19 protein-coding genes, 7 tRNA genes and 1 riboswitch are annotated in these 17,937 nt (G+C 48.0%); of the genes, 15 read left to right on the top strand and 11 right to left on the bottom strand.

Annotation, left to right across the window (positions count from 1 at the left end):
* Positions 1–677 precede the first annotated feature (677 nt).
* From HW443_RS13715 to HW443_RS00300, 11 genes are all read right to left on the bottom strand, one after another.
* A complete protein-coding gene (locus HW443_RS13715; RefSeq protein ID WP_407079816.1) occupies positions 678–962 on the bottom strand; it encodes a DUF3368 domain-containing protein in 285 nt (94 codons plus the stop codon).
* A gap of 11 nt (positions 963–973) precedes the next feature.
* Positions 974–1,105 (bottom strand): hypothetical protein, encoded by a 132-nt coding sequence (locus HW443_RS13195; RefSeq protein WP_258190432.1) that lies wholly within the window; start codon positions 1,103–1,105, stop codon positions 974–976.
* 39 nt (positions 1,106–1,144) lie between these two features.
* A complete protein-coding gene (locus tag HW443_RS00340; protein WP_176235233.1) occupies positions 1,145–1,633 on the bottom strand; it encodes a PIN domain-containing protein in 489 nt (162 codons plus the stop codon).
* Complete coding sequence (locus HW443_RS00335; RefSeq protein ID WP_176235234.1) at positions 1,630–2,091, bottom strand: helix-turn-helix domain-containing protein; 462 nt, start codon at positions 2,089–2,091, stop codon at positions 1,630–1,632. Before HW443_RS00335 ends, HW443_RS00340 begins: the two co-directional genes overlap by 4 nt.
* 128 nt (positions 2,092–2,219) lie before the next feature.
* Positions 2,220–2,295 (bottom strand) — tRNA-Arg (locus HW443_RS00330).
* Positions 2,296–2,311: 16 nt separating this feature from the next.
* Positions 2,312–2,388 (bottom strand) — tRNA-Arg (locus HW443_RS00325).
* 159 nt (positions 2,389–2,547) lie between these two features.
* Positions 2,548–3,486: a D-alanine--D-alanine ligase gene (locus HW443_RS00320; RefSeq protein WP_176235235.1), complete on the bottom strand. Its 939-nt coding sequence runs from the start codon at positions 3,484–3,486 to the stop codon at positions 2,548–2,550.
* Positions 3,487–3,594: 108 nt separating this feature from the next.
* Entirely contained in the window at positions 3,595–4,782 is a 1,188-nt protein-coding gene (locus HW443_RS00315; RefSeq protein WP_176235236.1) for an aminotransferase-like domain-containing protein, read from the bottom strand.
* Positions 4,783–5,013: 231 nt separating this feature from the next.
* Positions 5,014–6,039: an alcohol dehydrogenase catalytic domain-containing protein gene (locus HW443_RS00310; protein WP_176235237.1), complete on the bottom strand. Its 1,026-nt coding sequence runs from the start codon at positions 6,037–6,039 to the stop codon at positions 5,014–5,016.
* Between the two features lie 240 nt (positions 6,040–6,279).
* Positions 6,280–6,516, bottom strand: coding sequence for an Lrp/AsnC family transcriptional regulator (locus HW443_RS00305; RefSeq protein WP_176227223.1), 237 nt, complete (start codon positions 6,514–6,516; stop codon positions 6,280–6,282).
* 787 nt (positions 6,517–7,303) lie between these two features.
* Positions 7,304–7,522, bottom strand: coding sequence for a hypothetical protein (locus HW443_RS00300; RefSeq protein ID WP_176235238.1), 219 nt, complete (start codon positions 7,520–7,522; stop codon positions 7,304–7,306).
* 583 nt (positions 7,523–8,105) lie between these two features.
* On the opposite strand from HW443_RS00300, the gene rpe reads away from it, so the two are divergent.
* The 15 genes from rpe (at position 8,106) to HW443_RS00225 (ending at position 17,921) form a co-directional block, all read left to right on the top strand.
* A complete protein-coding gene (gene rpe / locus HW443_RS00295; RefSeq protein WP_176235239.1) occupies positions 8,106–8,765 on the top strand; it encodes a ribulose-phosphate 3-epimerase in 660 nt (219 codons plus the stop codon).
* Between the two features lie 160 nt (positions 8,766–8,925).
* The gene (trxA, locus tag HW443_RS00290; RefSeq protein WP_308748292.1) at positions 8,926–9,255 is read left to right on the top strand and encodes a thioredoxin; all 330 of its coding nucleotides are present in this window, start codon (positions 8,926–8,928) and stop codon (positions 9,253–9,255) included.
* 341 nt (positions 9,256–9,596) lie between these two features.
* Positions 9,597–9,681, top strand: a riboswitch (cyclic di-GMP riboswitch).
* Between the two features lie 796 nt (positions 9,682–10,477).
* On the top strand, positions 10,478–11,737 hold the full coding sequence (locus HW443_RS00285; RefSeq protein WP_176231138.1) for an HD-GYP domain-containing protein: 1,260 nt from the start codon (positions 10,478–10,480) through the stop codon (positions 11,735–11,737).
* A complete protein-coding gene (locus HW443_RS00280) occupies positions 11,692–12,657 on the top strand; it encodes an MFS transporter (protein WP_176231139.1) in 966 nt (321 codons plus the stop codon). Before HW443_RS00285 ends, HW443_RS00280 begins: the two co-directional genes overlap by 46 nt.
* A 15-nt stretch (positions 12,658–12,672) precedes the next feature.
* A complete protein-coding gene (locus HW443_RS00275) occupies positions 12,673–12,993 on the top strand; it encodes an MFS transporter (protein WP_176231137.1) in 321 nt (106 codons plus the stop codon).
* Between the two features lie 182 nt (positions 12,994–13,175).
* On the top strand, positions 13,176–13,775 hold the full coding sequence (locus tag HW443_RS00270; RefSeq protein ID WP_176227144.1) for a hypothetical protein: 600 nt from the start codon (positions 13,176–13,178) through the stop codon (positions 13,773–13,775).
* A 205-nt stretch (positions 13,776–13,980) separates the two neighbouring features.
* Positions 13,981–14,056 (top strand) — tRNA-Lys (locus tag HW443_RS00265).
* Between the two features lie 2 nt (positions 14,057–14,058).
* Positions 14,059–14,134: transfer RNA gene (locus HW443_RS00260), tRNA-Glu, on the top strand.
* A gap of 1 nt (position 14,135) precedes the next feature.
* Positions 14,136–14,211, top strand: a tRNA-Val gene (locus tag HW443_RS00255).
* Between the two features lie 128 nt (positions 14,212–14,339).
* Positions 14,340–14,417: transfer RNA gene (locus HW443_RS00250), tRNA-Asp, on the top strand.
* 151 nt (positions 14,418–14,568) lie between these two features.
* A tRNA-Phe gene (locus tag HW443_RS00245) sits at positions 14,569–14,644 on the top strand.
* A 346-nt stretch (positions 14,645–14,990) separates the two neighbouring features.
* The gene (locus tag HW443_RS00240) at positions 14,991–15,224 is read left to right on the top strand and encodes a hypothetical protein (RefSeq protein WP_176231136.1); all 234 of its coding nucleotides are present in this window, start codon (positions 14,991–14,993) and stop codon (positions 15,222–15,224) included.
* Positions 15,225–15,373: 149 nt separating this feature from the next.
* Positions 15,374–16,540 (top strand): cysteine desulfurase NifS, encoded by a 1,167-nt coding sequence (nifS, locus tag HW443_RS00235; protein WP_176231135.1) that lies wholly within the window; start codon positions 15,374–15,376, stop codon positions 16,538–16,540.
* Positions 16,541–16,832: 292 nt separating this feature from the next.
* Positions 16,833–17,012 carry a DUF1858 domain-containing protein gene (locus HW443_RS00230; protein ID WP_176227176.1) on the top strand — a complete coding sequence of 60 codons (180 nt, stop codon included), beginning with the start codon at positions 16,833–16,835 and terminating at the stop codon, positions 17,010–17,012.
* A 345-nt stretch (positions 17,013–17,357) separates the two neighbouring features.
* On the top strand, positions 17,358–17,921 hold the full coding sequence (locus HW443_RS00225; RefSeq protein WP_176231134.1) for a hypothetical protein: 564 nt from the start codon (positions 17,358–17,360) through the stop codon (positions 17,919–17,921).
* Positions 17,922–17,937 lie beyond the last annotated feature (16 nt).

Below are 17,937 nucleotides of genomic sequence, written 5' to 3'. Positions count from 1 at the left end.
AGGCCAACGATTCTTCGACAGAAGGGAGAGAAGCTAGGCAATATCATGCGCTTCGGGCCTATCCATATTCTCCTCTTACGATAACATTATACGATAGCGTAGGAGCTTCGCCAAGCCACGAGACGCTGTGTTGTACCCTCACGACCTGGGCTTGTTGCCAAACTCGTGGATCGTGTTGTCTCAGATAAGAATCCTTTCGAACTCTTAAGTAAGGATCAACCAATAGGGTTATCCCTTTGAGCATTTACTTTGGATTTAAGGTCCCATTTTCCCTGGCGGTTTGAATACCTCTCCTTTTTGAGAAGCATTTTCAGCAAGATTCTTATCTGAGGCAATTCGCGGATCATATTATCTTCTTGCGATGGAATATAGTCTATGAACTATATTGCAAAGGTTATGAGATATTCTACTACGATTCAAAAGACAAATCGCTCCTCATCTGACCAATACTACGTCAGCTCCTAAAAGTCCTGGCACAGGCGATGAACCTTGAGAAGGCAGAGGTGGTTCAATGGGAAGCATTCCAAGCATATGAGTGGCTACATGCTGTATTGTGACGGTGCATATACCCCAAACCCTGCTTTCTTGCGAGTTTGAAGCTCAAAGACTTGTAGAAGAGAAAAGAAGGAGATGTGGAAGTATCGGTGAATCGCCAGGTGGTATGTTTAAAGGGAGTTCTATGGATTTTTTTCTTTGGAGAGCTCCGCCAGAACTTGATTGAGCAATTTGACACTGAGATAGAGAGAGCTAATGCTGAAAAGATTGGTTAAGGCTTCTTTCGTTTCAGAAAGTGAAAGCCTCCCTCTCTTGTAAGCGCGAAGGATGACACCCAAAGATCCATAAGTCTCCAACCCCAAGGCCTCCGAAGCCTTGCGAAGTTCCAAATCATGTATGTAAGTTTGGGAAAAGTTCAAGAATGTGGAAGAGCTTTGATTGGAAGAGGTAGATAAGAGGGCCGGCATCGATGATGATCTCATTCATCCGATAGGCCCCATCCGATGTCCTTCAAGATAAATCTTTTCTCCTCGTCAAGCAGCTTGACGAGCTCAGGCCCTAGGAGCTTCACAGCCTTCTTTTTTAGAGATCTTTCCTTCGACGTACTCATCCAGGATGGTCTGCTTCCACAGTTTGCGCATCATTCTCCTCATAGAGCTGGATTACCTTCAGAACGAAGGCCTTTCTTTTCGCCCCCGAACTTGCTCTCCAAAATATCCATAAATTCCTCCGGTGATATGATTTTGATTCGGTTCTGGGTGAGTCTCCCTACGGTTAAAAAATGTGCGCGGTTACTTGTTACAATGTACTGAGCATTGCCTGCAAGCGCAGAAGCTACCACGTGTTGGTCACCAGGATCTTCCTTCAGAACGCGGCGGAAGAAATCAAACCCACCTGCAAATTGAGTATACGAGAGGACTTCACGTTTCAGATCATTGATGGTTACACTACGATCTTGTCGCAATTTTATGAGCCTTGAGTCTCTCTCCAAAGCTCTCTCGAATTCCTGGATAATGGAAAGGCTCGTAAGAGCTACAAATTTGTGGCTAATAGCGGCATGTTTTATCGGCGCGTAGCGCTCGATTCTCCGCAGCTCGATGTCGACAAGAAGATTAGTATCCAGCACTGCCCGGATCATGGCAGGGCTGAGTCTATTTCCAATTTTTTGCCGAGGTACTCCCTGGTAACTTCCTGGGCTTTTTGTAAATACTGGAAGGCTTCTTTGGCTTCACTCTCTTGATCCGCGAGCAACAAGGCTCGGGTTAATTGATACCAGGGCAAAGGATCAGTGGGAGCAAGGGCCGCGGCCTTTTTATATTTGCTTATGGCAAGGGTATAATATTCTTTGAGCCCCTCAGTCTGCGCTTTTCTGAGATAAAGATCCCCCAATGAGATCATCTGATGGAGCAAGCTTTCCTGCGTCTCTTCTTCTACGGTCTCCAGGAAGCTAGCGATGCCTTCCAAGGGAACAACGTATCTGCGCCCTACTCTTTTGGCAGATATTCTTCGTTCTCTTAACAGTCGATAAGTGGTGTCGAGACTCAAACCAAGCCTCTCGGCGACCTCCTCTGGTGTCAATGCCAGGGTACTGTGCATTTGAATCTCATCTCTGAATCGTAGCGATACGCCTAAACTCCGTCTTCTTAAGAGATATCTAATCAACGTTCAGTTTAACACGAAATAGTTGGAATTTGCAACTAGACCGCAGATAGAAGGCAAAGCATTGGCGTCCCTGGGCGGGGTCGAACCGCCGACCTCAGGTTCCGGAGACCTGCGCTCTATCCACTGAGCTACAGGGACGCAAAATCCAGAAACTTGGAGGCCCTGGGCGGAATCGAACCGCCGACACCAGGTTTAGGAAACCTGTGCTCTATCCTACTGAGCTACAGGGCCCTGCAGGGTCAAGATTTACCTTTTGCTCTTCGCCGGGTTTTATTCTTTGAGGTCTATTGGTTAGATAGAAGGGAAAAATCTCCCTTCCGGCCAACTCCTCTCTGCGAGTTATTATACCAGGAGTAGGGCGGCAAAGGAAAGTGGCCAGGGTCTCTCTTTTTAAACGGGCAATGACATCCGCACTATTGTTTCTACCAGGTCATCGAACTCCATCCCCGCGGCTTTGGCAGCCATGGGCAACAGGCTGGTCTCAGTCATCCCCGGACTGGTGTTCAGCTCCAGGACTTGGGGAGTCCCATCTCTATCTACAATTATGTCTACTCGGGAGAGTTTGGTGCACTTGAGAGCGTGGTGGGTGCGCAGAGCAGTCTCTTCCACTTTCCTTAAGATTTCTTCCGAAAGTCTGGCCGGAACGAAGTAGTTGGTCATACCTGCGGTGTACATGGATTTGAAATTAAAGAACTCGCTCTTGGGGACGATTTCTACCACAGGTAATGCCTGGGGCTTACTTTCTCCAAGGATGCTGACTGCCACTTCGGTCCCCGCGATAAACTCCTCTATGATTACCTTTTTGCCGTAACTGAAAGCAGAGATCAAAGCGTTGGGTAATTCTTCCTCGCTTTTGACTATCTTGATCCCCAGAGACGAGCCCTGGGCAGCAGGTTTAACCACCAGAGGCAGGCCTATCTTCTTCACCACATGATTCAGGGCGCTGGCAGCCCCCATCTCTTTAAAGGTGTCCGAGCTGAGGGCAAAGAACTTGGGCGTAGGAATACCCTCTTGTAAGAACATCTCTTTGGAGATGATCTTATCGAAACTGATAATGTTGGCGAAGACACCAGGTCCAGTGTAGGGTATGTCCAGGATCTCTAGAAGTTCCTGAATGACTCCATCCTCGCCGTACTTGCCGTGGAGGGCGGTGTAGGCCAGGTCAACTTCCTCTCTCAGAAGGTTATCTACCAGATTCTCATCGATATCTATTTGAACCACCCGATAACCCCTTCTCAAGAGAGCATCGGTCACCTTTTGGCCGCTTTTCAGAGAAACCTCCCTCTCCAGAGAGCGGCCGCCCATGAGAACTGCAATGTATTTTTCCAATGCTTGCCTCCTTACAGATTTAAAATCTAAATCGGACACCAAATGGACCTGACATCTAGTTCTTGCAGTTTCGCAAGATGTGCTTTGTCTCCTTGTTGTTCCAGTTTCTTACTTTTTGCCTCTGTAGAATGACCTGTAAAGCCTCATCTGCTCTTTGATTATCTTTCCCAGTCTTTTAATTCCTTCTTCAATTTGTTCCGACTCTACCGTGCAAAAGGCCAGACGCATACAGTTTGTTCCTGACCCATCGGGATAGAAACCACGACCCGGTACATAGGCTACCTTATTAGTTATGGCCTCAGCTAACATTTCTGTGGTATTCATATACTCAGGAAGTGTGGCCCAGGTGAAGAAACCTCCTACTGGATGGGACCAGGTTACCTCTTCTGGAAAGTGTTCCTCCAGAGCTCCCAGCATGGCATCTCGATGTTCCTTATAGATGGAGATGAATTTCTTCAAAGTATTCTTCCAGCGGGGGTCGGAGAAATATTCGAAGGCCAGTCTCTGAGTAAAATTGGATGAGCAAAGATCAGCCGCCTGCTTTCCATGAATCAGCTTTTCCCGGATAGAGAAGGGGGCCACGATCCAGCCGATTCTCAGGCCCGGGGCGAACATTTTGGATGCTGTTCCTACATAGATGATATTCTCCTCATCCAGTTGTCTTAAATTTTTGAGGTGCTCTCCTTCAAAGCGAAGACGGCCATAAGGATTATCCTCAATAATCAGGGTTCCATACCGTCTGGCTAGCGAGACCAGTTCCTTGCGCCTATCAAAACTCAGAGTCACTCCGCTGGGATTGGAAAAGTTAGGGACAGTGTAGATGAACTTGATCTCTTTTTCCCGGCTAAGCTGGCTTAGCTTGTCTTCCAGAATCTCGATCTGCAGGCCATTTTCATCCACCGGAACGGTTTCTACACGAGCCTGATAGGACAAAAAGGCATTCAGGGCACCCACGTAGCAAGGGACTTCGGCGATGATTATGTCGCCGGGGTCGATAAAAATCTTGGCCAGGAGGTCCAAAGCCTGCTGCCCCCCATCGGTAATGAGTATATCATCAGGAGAGGCCACAATTCCGTCCAGCTTCAGAACATCGACGAGACACATCTTGAGGGGATAAAACCCCCCCGATGGACCGTACTGGAAGGCGGACAGGCCATCCTCGGCAATGATTTTTCTGGCATACTTTTCGATGTCTCGGAAGTTCAGAGCCTTGACATAAGGTGCTCCCGCGGCCAGGGGGATAATGTCCGATCGGGCAGTGACGTCCAGGAGGTCTCGCACCTCGGAGGACCTCATGTTTTTGGTCCTCTCCGAATATAGATGGGTCCATTTGTCGAGGATGATTTCTGACGACATAGTAAGTACGTCCAACTCCGCCGCAATAAATACCTTATATTACATTAAAATTGCATCCTCGTAAAGGCACCCAGAAGAACAAAAACTACAGCAGTAGTCAGCAGAGAAAAGGTGGAGAAGTTGAAAGCTCTCAAAAGGCGCAACTCACAGGGGAGAGTGCTCTAGGTCTTATTAGAGCCTGTTTTCTATCAGTACCTTGCTCTCCCTGGCTGCTGCCCTGATAGCCTGTTCGGTCTGGCGGAGAGGATAGACAGCGGAAATGAGGGGTTCAACATCTATCTTCTTGTCTTTGAGCATAGCTATGGCCTTATCAAAGGGACCGCAGCGGGAACCCTGAATCCTAATTTCATCCACGGCAATCCTGGTGACATCGAGGCCCTGGGCCAGCACACCGGAAGTGGTCTTGAGGATAATTGCTCCTCGAGGTCTGACCATGTTTAGGGCCAGTTCCAGTCCCTGGGGAGAGCCAGTGGCGTCTACCACTATGTCGGCACCCAGGCCAGAAGTAATCTCCTTAACCCTGGTTATGGGATCCGGGATAGAGGAGTCAATGACTTCCCCTGCCCCATATCTCTTTCCTCTCTCCAGCTTATCCCTGGAGCGGGAGACAGCAATGGTTCTTACACCTTGAGCGTTGGCTACAGCACAGATTAAAGTTCCAAGCCTACCAATACCAAGTATAACCACTGTATCGCCAGGGTTGATCTTGGTAAGCTCGAAAGTCTGGATAGCGGCAGCCAGGGGTTCAACAAAGATCCCTTCTTTGGGGGAGATCTCTGGAGGCAGGATGTGAATATTGCCCACAGGAACTCTAATGAACTCGGCGAAAGCTCCATCCCAGCGCCAGATGCCCAGGGTGGTTCTTTTGGCACAGTGGGTTGGGAGACCTCTGGCGCAGGCAGGACACGGATCCAGTGAACGATAGGCCAAACAGGAGTTATTGATCTCAGCGGTGACCAGCTTGCCCAGCAATTTCCGGGAGACCCTACTTCCTACATCTTCCACTCTTCCGCTGAACTCATGTCCCAGGACCAGAGGTAGAGCTACCTGGTAGTGGCCGGAGAATATAGCCAGGTCTGTGCCGCAGACTCCTGCCCAGGCCATTCGGACGAGGACCTCGTTGTCACCTAAGTCAGGGTAAGAACGGCTCTGCAGAACAATCTTTCCTGGTGAAATCAGGGCAGCTACCTGGTACACTTATCCTCTCTACGGCTACGAGAACCGGGGAAAGGAAAAACCCGCCTCTCGTCCCAGATCCTGATAATCCTGATCAGTATGATCACGCCGATGGGCGCAAAAAGACTCTCCTCCAATACACCATCAAGCTCACAGGAGATCCGTATCTTCCTTGCCTGGTCTCTCCCCGCTCGCTGAAAGGTAAAGTATAATATCTTCCTGTAACAGAAGCAGTATCCTGCAATAAAGCTTGGGGTAGTTCTAGAGCTCTACTGTCGGACAGGTAGTTGTCCTGGCAACTCCCGCTACGGCCTGAATCTCGGAGATCACCGTCCGTCCCAGACTATTCAGATCTTCGGCCTCCACGTAGGCTATTACGTCAAAGGGGCCGGTGATGGCATGGGCACTTTTTACGCCGGTGATCCCTTTGACTTTCGTGGCTACCTCTCCTGTCTGCCCGGGATGGGCATTGATTAGGACATACGCTGTCAGCGCCATTTCGATCGCCTCCTTGGGATGATGGGCTGAATCTGTTTCTATTATCCCACCTGACTTTTGGTTTTTCAATAAATGTACACCAGAAAAGTATTTGCCATTAAGGGTAAGCAGGGGTAACTCTCTTGGCGCACAGGTCCCGGCTATAGAATGGGTTAGAATCACTCCTGACGCCGGAAGAAGAGCAAAAAGGCCAAAAGCTCATCGCAAGATGAGCTTTTGGCCTGAAAGTGATTTCTAGGCTTAAGTAATTGCAGGGAACGGGCAAACCTTCATACTTAGGTGGAACAGAGTCTGGAATCCCACTTTGTTTGCTTCAGCAGAATCTGGCCAATCTTCGGAAAACTCTACCTAACTCTTATAGCCATCTATTTCTGCCCGCTATTTGCCCTTGCCCTTGCCTTTCCCCTTGCCCTTGCTTTTTCCTCCAGCCACCTGTCGTCCCCTCCCTCTTTGAGAAATAAAAACCCCAGTGACCTCCGGAGCATTTCTACCCCTCAGGGCCTCTGGGGTTCGCTGAGAAGACTTTTCTCAGGGACTGCCTTTACCACGAAGGTAACTGCGTTGCCTCCTGTCTCTCAGCATGGTGAATAATACCACCATCATCCTCTGTTGTCAAGACAGAGAATTTGGAAAAGATGTTTTCAATGATAAAATTTATTTATTCCCCAAAAAGCCTTATTTTTCCACATTCTGTTCAATTTCGCCATTTCCGGCCTTCTTCTGAACCATGGGTCTACCATCAGCCGGACCGATGAAATAGGGGAAGAGTGGCTTATAGAAAATGTCTCTAGGACCATTTGGCCATAGATAGCCCCATCCTTTCCAGATCTTCGGAGTGACAGACTCCACATCTTCTGGGATGGATATCAACAAGACCAGAGTCGTCCGGCAGGTAAAAACACCAGGAGAGGCTCCCGTCTTCCATCTGGGAGATTCTGGCTCTGCCACTTTCCAGCACATGCCCTTCGAAAAAGTCGGTATTGTCGCAGATCTTACATCTGTACATAAAGAACTCCTTTCCGATGTTACGCTGAAGCAGGGAATTTGGGATCAAAAGAGAACTCAAATCACCTCCCTTGCAGTTATTACCAGTTAATATAGCATACAATCGGTTATAATGCAAGAGATAAATTTCCTGCTTATTGGGGTATCCACTTGACTGACGTAATCACTATATGTTGTGCTCCGAGAATAAAATGTGACCTACATATTGTAGGCACGGGAGTCAAGTGCATACCCCTATCCTGTTTTTTCTTTTTGCTGGCTCGGGGATTGGTACGGATTCTCCACTTCTTCGGCCCCCTACTTACTAGCCAACCCTTACCTACAACCAACACCTACCAAAATCCTAAGTGGAAAGACTGTAGGAGATCTTTGGCTTGCTGCCTGCGGTGATTGAGACTAAAATAAGGGAGGCAGAGCCGCAAGGAGAATGGCCGGGATACCAGGGATTAGAACTTGCGGTGAAAACCAAAATAACTAGGCAAAGCAGGGCCGACGGAGAGTGCGGGATTTGGTAGTTCGCCCTTTTCGCAGCGCCCAAAACATACTCTAAAAGATACGTCAAAAAAATACTGAGGAGGGCAATAATGAAGATAAAGATCTCTCCTTCCATCTTATCCGCTGATTTGGGATGTCTGGCCAATGAGATAAGAAAGGTGGAGGAAGGGGGGGCCGACTACTTGCATATAGATGTCATCGATGGAGTCTTTGCTCCTAACATAAGTTTTGGCCCTCCTCTTATAAAATCAATCCGAAAATACTCTGCTCTGGTCTTCGATGTTCATCTCATGATTGTTGACCCGGAGAGATACCTGGATGAATTCGTCGAGGCCGGCAGCGATATCATAACTGTCCACATAGAGGCCCTGAAAGATCCTTCTCGAATTATATCCAGGATCAGAGGTGCCGGTGCTAAGCCCAGTATTTCTCTTAAACCAGCCACCTCTTTGAGTACGGTAAAGGAGTTTCTTGACGAAATAGATATGCTTTTGGTCATGACCGTCGATCCTGGATTTTCGGGCCAGAGCTTTAAGAGAGATATTCTGCCCAAGATAAGAGAAGCCCGAAGAATGATTGATCAGCTCAACAGAGAGATTGATCTCCAGGTGGATGGTGGGATAAATAAGGAGTCAGCCCCTCTGGTAGTGGAGGCAGGCGCCAATGTCCTGGTGGCTGCCTCGGCTATCTTCGGAGCGCCGGATGTGGAGAAAGCCATTAGGGAAATGAGGGAGAGCTGCAGCCCCTGACCCCTGTTGGGGCGAGCTGTTCGTGACACTATATTACCAGGTAATTACCTGACCTGCCCACCGGGCTTTGACGGAGGGAAAAGGGAATTGTATTATGAGAAAAACTACCCTACCTACGTAGGGTATAATACAGGACAAAGATAGCCAGGAGGTGTCTTTTTTGGGAAACGGAAAACCGATGGAAGTCAATGACGGCAACTTCGAGAAAGAGGTACTTGATTCCCCTACTCCTGTTTTGGTGGACTTTTGGGCTGCCTGGTGTGGCCCCTGCAGAATGGTCGCGCCGGAGTTGGAAAAGCTGGCCGAGGAGGAGAGCGACAGGCTGAAGGTTGCTAAACTGAATGTGGAGGACAACAGGGTTATAGCAGCCCGCTATGGGATTAGCAGTATCCCTACTATGATTCTATTCAAGGATGGTAAAGAACAGAAGAGATTGATGGGAGCAAGGTCCAAAGCCCGGATTCTGGAGGAGATAATAGCTTTCATTTAACCCTACAGCGCTACTTAAGAATCTTGGTTCAATATGTAGGGCAATTTCTTTAATTGAGCCACAACACATTGTAGGTATTCAGGTAAATGACGTTGTAGGGTTAACATTAGATACGGGACAAAGACTTCGATTTGGCTACCACCAAAGTAACTGAACATTTGCTTTTTGCTAAACAGGTTCGGCCAGTGGCAAGCTGGCCAAGGTCAATGGTTGCGCCTATCGACAACAATTGTTGTCAAAGAAAAAATTATTTTCAATACCCTTCCCAATATTTCCTCCATTTAAGTTGACTTTGAATTTTCCCTTTGCTAAGTTGAGGATAGTGGCATCATATTGGTAGTACTCTTACTGGAAGCGGAGAAGCAAGTTCTATAATTGGTACGCTTGGAACTTGTGGAGCCAAAAGTGAAACCGGCCAGATGGTCGGTTTTTTCTTTTTATCCTACTTTTGTGAGTTCTTTTATGAAGCCTGAACTCGTCCTGACTCAATTTGTCCTTTCACTCTGCTTATTATCCCGTTAACGCCTGGCACAACTATATTGTTAAAAAGGAGGTGAATGAGGAGCCCATTTTGTAAAAGGGAGGTGAAGGAAATGAGGCATATTCTCAGAGTCTTGCTAAGTCTGGCTTCGCTGATTGGCATAGCCACCAGCGTAAGGTGGTAAAGCTAGGTCTGGCAAAGAGAACGAAACCACTTCGGGAACCTACTCTTCGAATTTCAGTAGGACGTAGAAATGAAGTAGATTATCAGAATTCTGCATAGCCTGGCCTTGCTTATTGGCATCGTTTCCGGTGTGAAGTGGTAAGAGGGTGTCCAAAAACTAAGGGCATTTTGCCCAAGGTGGGGAATTACTCCTACATGAGATCTGATTTTGAGGTCAATGTGGGAAGTTTTATGCGAAATTAGCTCCTTTTTAGGCGCGAAGTGGGAGATGAGTTTTTGAAATTGGAGTTTTTAGACAGCCTCGTAAGATGAGGCCAGATTCATAGGGACCTACAACGAATGCCTTAAGAAGGATGAAGGCAGGATGCTTTATGAGGAACTTGGGAGGTGAAAAAAGTGAAACATATCATCAGAATCCTGCTTGGCCTGGCTTCCCTGATCGGCATAGCCACTAGCGTCAGATGGTAAAGGGGTCTGCTGAGGCAGAGTAGCCTGTGTTGAGAGAGGAGCCTACCTCTGTTATAATCTGGGCACGTACTACTTCAAGATAGAGGGTTGATGGCTCAGAAGATATCAGGTAGGCTCCTCGCCTATATACTCTCAGTTTTCCTGGCCGGCTTGGGCATTTTTCTCTATGTTTACCAGGCCTATCCTGGTATATCCATAGAGGGGGCAATAGCCTTTGGGCTTCTGGTATTGGTGACCGACAATCTCGCAGTGATGCTGCCCAAGGCAGGGGCTGTGTCCGTTGCCGGCAGTATTCTTATGGCCTGCCTTTTCGTAAACGGACCTGTCACTGCTTCCCTTATATCTATACTGCAGCTCCTGCACGTTGCAGATTTCAAGAACAGAGAGCCCTGGTACAAGTATCTTTTCAATGGTGGCCAGTTCCTTTTGGCCGTTGGTATAGGAGGGATAATTTTTAAGACCATTAACAGGAGTGGAGCGTTCGCTCTCCAGGGCGAGGTAGTTCTGGCAGTGGTTCTCTCTTCGCTGGCCTATTTCGTCATCAATACGGGACTTACTGCCATAGCTGTCTCGGCCTCTACCCCGGAGAGAACGTCTGCCATTCACACCTGGCTTTACAACTATGCCTGGCTATTTCCGTTCCATATCCTGGTCTCCATCGTGGCGGTAGGCATTGCCCTTCTATATTTGCGATTTGGATCTGTATCGCTTCTATTTAGCACTCTGCCCTTAATCCTGACCCAGTATATCTGGCTGCTGACTCTGAGGGAGAGGAAAGGTGTTCTCGACAACATTATTAACATGGTAAGGATAATGGAGGCTAAGGATGTCTACACCGCAGGTCATTCCAGAAGAGTAGCACAATATGCAGAGAAGATCGGTCGGGAGCTCAGACTCAACGAGTTCGAAATCGACAATCTGAAGAATGCGGCCTATCTGCACGACGTGGGCAAGATCCAGATCGACCTGAGCGTCCTTAATAATGAGGAACAGCTTTCTTCAGAAGCTCGAAAAATATTCCAGAGTCATGTGACCGTTAGTGCTGAGATAACCGGAAGCATAACCTATACTAAGCCCATTTCCGACATAATCTGGAGCCACCATGAAAGATATGATGGGCAGGGTTATCCGAGGGGCCTTAAAGGGGACGAAATACCCATTCTGGCGGCCATTTTGAGTGTAGCAGACTCCTTTGATGCTATGACCACCAAAAGGCCCTATCGGGATCCATTCCCTTTGGAGAAAGCGGTACAGGAGATCGAGCTTAATAGCGGCAAGATGTACCATCCTGCAGTCGTCGAAGCATTTTTGAAATCCGCACAAAAAGGAAACTTCCTTGTAGAGGAGTAACTCTGAAACTGGAGCCAGAAGCAGAACTTTACCTGGATCGAGCCCCTGGTTTCCTTACCGTTCTTCGCAATCGAGATTTTTTTGCCCTCTGGATAGGACAGACAGTCTCCGTGCTGGGGAACAACTCCCACTTCATCGCTCTGGTGTGGCTTACCTATGCCATCTCCGGATCTCCTCTGGATCTGGGGCTGGTCATGATGTTTAGTTCCCTTCCTCCTCTCCTCTTCGGCCTCTTTATGGGAGTTTATGTGGATCTATGGGACAGAAAAAGGCTGATGATCCTCTGTGATATTTTCCGTTGCTTTGTGGTACTTATGTTTCCTCTTCTCTATTATTTTGGTCTATTACGCCTTGCCCACATTTATCTGATCACATTTTTGCTCTCATCCCTTCAGGTACTGTTCGAGTCCGCCCAGGGCTCGTTTGTGCCCAATCTGGTGGCTAGACCCCAACTGGTGGTTGCCAACTCCATCAGCCAGATGACCTCTCAGGTCACTAATATCATCGGCTCTGCCCTGGCTGGGGTATTGATTCTGCTTATTGGCAATATCAACATATTCTATCTGGATTCCTTCTCCTTCCTTTTCTCAGCCGCCTCTCTCTCTTTCATAACCCGCTCTGGAAGAGTAGCGGGCGCCACTCTATCAGTCAGCGGGCGAGAGATCTTACACAGAATGAAAGAAGGAATGAGGCTTATGGCTAATACTGAGCTGATTCTGATTCTGACTATCACTATGGCCATAATGAACTTTGCCCTGGGTCCGGTAAACGTGCTTTTCCCCATCCTGTCGGAGAAGATCTTGCAAGCTGGAGCGGCTGGCTTCGGATTTTTGATGTCCGGACTTTCCTTTGGGATGCTCATAGGGGCTATAGTGGTTGGCAAAGTGGGCAGCAGATTAACCAAGGGAAAGTTAACCTAGTGGGGAGTACTCCTGATGGGCATCTTTTTTTCTCTTTTCTCCCTCTCCAGAAACTTTGCCCTTTCTATGGGCCTGATAGCCATCTCCGGTTTTTTCTTTGCGGCTCCCAAGGTTCTGGGCATAACTATCCTGCAGGACAAAATTCCCGACAAGATCCGAGGTCGAGTCCTCAGCGCTCAGATTATGCTCTCCAGCTTGATGTTTCCCCTATCCATGCTGATATCCGGGGTTTTTGCTCAATACGTTTCTGTGCCCATCATCTTGTTGGTGGCCGGATTTATTATGGTCTTAAACGGGATATACGGTCTTAGTTCCAGAGTCGTTTCTACAGTTTAGGGGCGTCTATCAAAACAGGAGGTTCTATCATCAGAAGCTGAGAAATGAGAGCAGGTAGATTCGTTTCCCATTACGCTTAGAGTCTTCTCCACAGCTAAGAAGAATTTACCTGAACCAATATTTGCAGAAGTAGTATTTGTCTCAAAGTATGCAAAGTTGCTAAAAGACCAGGGTGTACTTTAATGAAAAATTTATTCAAATGGATCTTTATCTGCGCTCTATGGTACATAGTGGGATTTCTCGTGGGATGGATAATGGTTTTTCTCTTCCCCTTCACCACTTCCAGTCTGATTATCCGATATAAATGGATTCAGAGTCTGGTAGGAATAAGAGAGGCCGCCCGATTGGGTGGAGAAGCCAATATCTTTCTGACCATCCTGGTGGGAAATACTCTTTCCACAGCCTCCTTCCTGGTTCTGGGAGCTCTCCTGCTAGGTTCCCTCATCAGCTTTCTCCTGGGCATTCTAATTTCTCTGTTGTTATTTACCGGCCCTTACCGGCATGGTATGTCGATCAATGCATCTATAGTGCAGTTGGTTGCTATCGAATCTTTGTACAGAATTCTGGCTACTTCCCTAGGCATGTTTGTGGGAGCCAAGCTGAGCGGTGCAACGATCTCCTTCAAGCCTGTTCTGGTAGGCTCCAGCCAGTCATGGCCGGCCAAAGGTATCTCCGGCCTGGGCCAGGTTTGCCGGGAACATAAAGGCGGCATCATTGTAGCTTTGCTTACGATAACGCTTCTGATTCTCTACGGCGCTGTCTTCGAGACCTTCTTTTTCTGATCGCTACGGTGAAACCCTCGTGCCTACTCCTACTCATGGCTTTTCAATGGCTTTTCACGCCTGGCTTTTCACACTCTTGACAAGGCCAAGGCACTCTTATAGACTTTACACCCGCTCTTTCTTATTGCTATGATGAAAGGGCTTAAGCTGGATCTGGAAATGGCCTGAGTTAGACTGGATCTGGCTGGCCTTTGTACTTTTGAGAGGGCCGGTAGCTCAGGTGGTAGAGCACCGGACTTTTAATCCGGGTGTCGAAGGTTCGAGTCCTTCCCGGCTCACCAGAGCCCCCATCGTCTAGAGGCCCAGGACACGGCCCTTTCAAGGCCGCGGCGGGGATTCGAATTCCCCTGGGGGCACCAGGGGCGAATAGCTCAGTTGGGAGAGCGCCTGTCTTACAAGCAGGAGGTCACAGGTTCAAATCCTGTTTCGCCCACCATGATATTATTATTTTCTTATTAGAGATATTAAGAAGGAACTCGAGGATCTCTAAGCTTCTTTTTACTTAAATTAGTGGAGCTAAATTAGTAATTTTGGATTAGTGGATTTACCTTGAACCAGATTAACGGAGCCGTGGTGTAGCCTGGTGAACACACTGCCCTGTCAAGGCAGAGATCGCGGGTTCGAATCCCGTCGGCTCCGCCAGTATTATCTTCGCACCTCAGAAGCGATTTTGCTGAGGTGCTTTTTGTTTGTATCACAACGCCTTGTAAAAGGGAGAAAAAGAAGCTAAAATTAGATTTGCTCAAAATTGTGACAGAAGATAGGAGGCGGAAACCACCGGCTCTCTCCACGTGGCGAGGTAGCTCAGTTGGTAGAGCAGTGGACTGAAAATCCTCGTGTCCCCGGTTCGATTCCGGGCCTCGCCACCATTTAATTGTTTCTCTGGGTTTTCTATCCATGAAGAGTGGGAGTCCCTCCAGGGGTTTCCCTTTGCCGGAAGCGCTGGTCTTTAACTTCGGGTGAAAAGCTTTTTGCACGATGTAATTGTCAGTTATGTGGGGAAAGAGCGCAGGTTTCTTGAACGTGTTATACCTGCTTAGATAAACCTCCGCTTGTCTCTTTTTGTAGGGCCAAGATAGCGTATCTGCAAAATGGCCGAAATTTAGTGTTTGGCGCCATCTGCGAGTCTAAATCGCACACAGCAAATCGACCCAGAAATTGGTTTTTTGCAGTTCCGCCGAAAGATAGTTTCGCTGAAACTGAAGGAGTCTGTTGTTGGCCCACAAGGGATACTGTCCTGTCTGTGGGATAGTTCATGAGAAAACAGCCTGTCCCAGCCAACGGATAGCTGCTGGGGAGCCGCCGTATGGTTATCCAGATTCTTCTCCCATGAAGGAATCTGTGAAGGAATTGACCCTTGCCGTCAGAGAGCTGGCACTTCAAATAGAATTATTGAGAGAAGAACTGAAGCGGTTTATGAAGGAGCCAGGGAAGAACTCCACCGATTAAAAGGTTGACAATTAGGACGATCACCAACCCCCACCCCGTTGACAAAATAGAGCTTCCGTGCTAGCCTTAGGTAAACCTGATTGTTTTAGTCAGGATTTATTTTGTTTGCACTCTTGGCATATTGCCTGAAAGATCATGGGAGGAAATATATGAGGAGGATATACTTCGACCACAGCGCCACCACTCCGGTCCTTCCGGAGGTGGTGGAAGCCATGCTACCGTGTTTTACCCAGTACTTCGGCAATGCCTCAGAGCCCCATCTCCCCGGTCGGGAGGCCAAGAAGCTTCTGGAGGCTTCCAGGGAGACTGTCGCCAGAGCCATAGGAGCCCATTCAGAGGAGATCATCTTTACCAGTGGAGGTACGGAGAGCGACAATCTGGCCCTTAAAGGAGTTGCTGAAGCTCTATCCAAGAAGGGCAACCACATCATCACTTCCTCCATCGAACATCCAGCCATAGGTAATACCTGCAAGTATCTTCAGCGGAGAGGCTTTGAAATTACCTATGTTCCTGTGGATAAATATGCCATTGTCGACCCTGACCATGTAGCCGCAGCCATAACTGACAGGACCATCCTTATATCCATCATGCATGCTAACAACGTGGTGGGTAGCATCCAGCCCATAGCTGAGATTGGCAAGATTGCCCGAGAGAGGGGGATAATCTTTCATACCGATGCTGTCCAGTCCTTTGGCACCCTGGAGACCGATGTGGGAGAGCTGAATGTGGATCTTATGTCCATGTCCAGTCATAAGCTTCACGGGCCCAAAGGAGTAGGGGCTCTCTATATACGAAAAGGAACCAAGCTGACTCCCCAGATGCAGGGAGGAGAGCACGAGAGAAGAAGAAGGGCTGGCACGGAGAACGTTCCCGGTATTGTGGGTTTCGCCAAAGCTGTGGAGATAGCCATGGCTGAAAGAGAGGAGAAAGTAGAAAAGCTGGAGGAGCTTAGAAAATATCTGGTGGCAGGCGTCCTGGAGAGGATCGAGGAGGTCAGCTATAACGGACACCCGGAGAAGAGGTTGCCTGGCAATGCCAACTTCTCCTTTAAATATATTGAAGGCGAATCTGTGGTCCTTCAACTGGACATGGTGGGAATTGCTGTATCCAGTGGTTCAGCCTGTGCCTCCGCTTCTCTGGAGCCCTCCCATGTTCTTCTGGCCATGGGGCTGACGGCTGAGGATGCTCATGGCTCCTTACGGGTGACCATGGGGAGATCTAATACTAAGGAAGAGGTGGATTACTTCCTGGAAGTTCTGCCGGAGGTAGTGGGCAAGCTGAGGAGGATGTCTCCCCTTTACGCTCAGGCTCGTTAGTAGAAGTCTCATTGGTCAGGCGGTCCTTCTAAGACAGTCGCATTGGGAGGGCATGGACAGTCACAGTGGGATGGTACGAAAAGGTCAAAGTACAGGAAGCAGGGATATTAGAAAATAGATTTCCCATTTTCATCATTCGAGGATGTGGCCCCCGAATGACTATTAGCCTTAAGGAGGGCCGATGGAAGAGAAAGCAATCAGCGAGTATCAAATCATGACGTGGACACTTCATAGTAGATAGACATAGAGGGAGGTGGAGGCATTGCCAGAGAATAGCAAAATAACCAAAGACATGATTATAGAAGAAGTAGTCAATCAATACCCCCAAACCGTACCCATATTTCTGATGCATGGGCTTCACTGCGTCGGCTGCCATGTATCACTGTGGGAGAGCATTGAGCAGGGAGCTTTGGCTCATGGCATTGACATTGATCCTTTGATGGAGGATCTGAATAAGGTGGTGGCTGACTAGAGCCCCTACCGAAAGAACTTCTCTATTATGGTGAGTAGGGAGATTTGTTTGTCAACTATTGACACCTAAAGTACAGTAGAAAGGAGAAAGCGCAAATCCCCTGCCTGCTAAGACTGGCAGTCCTCTTGCGTGAAGTTTTATGGACATCCCCAAACACCTAAAGTCGGAACCGAATCGAAAGCGGTATATCGAAATTCTTCGGAAGATGACTGGAGAACAGCGGATGCGAATTGGATTTGAATTATTTGAGATGGCAAAAAGCATTATGATCGATGGAATTAAAGCCCAAAACTCTAATATTACGCCTGAAGAGATCCAACAAGAAATCGTGCGGAGAATGATGCGATGTCACAGGAGGAATTCTTTGCAACGGTCATACAAATCCTTAACGACCTGAATATTCCGTATATGCTAACCGGCTCTAATGCCTCAAGTTTTTATGGTGAGCCACGATCCACCCATGATATCGATTTTGTGGTAGCCATTGCTCCTGCCGATGCGACACGACTGGCGCAAAGCTTCGACCGCACACGATATTATCTCGACGAGGAAGCTGTTCGGGAAGCAATTAGGCGCAGGGATATGTTTAACCTTATTGATTCCTATACCGGTCTGAAGGCAGATTTTTGGTTCTTAAGAACTGATGCTTATCATCAGACCTGCTTTAGCAGACGTAGAAAATATACTATATTTGGGCATGATACCTATATAGCCACGCCAGAAGACGTGATTCTTACGAAATTGGAGTGGTATAAGCTGAGTGGGGGAAGCGAAATGCAATTCAGGGATGCACTTGGCGTATACGAAGTACAGGCTGAGAATCTGGATATGGAATATATTTATGAATGGGCTGAACATCTTGAAATTCGATCTCTAGTAGATAAACTGATCGAAGAATCAGCACTATGAGAGACGGACCGAAGCA

The organism is Candidatus Hakubella thermalkaliphila, assembly GCF_013281975.1.
GTDB lineage: Bacteria > Actinomycetota > Humimicrobiia > Hakubellales > Hakubellaceae > Hakubella > Hakubella thermalkaliphila.
This window is presented reverse-complemented; position numbering and strand designations above follow the sequence as displayed.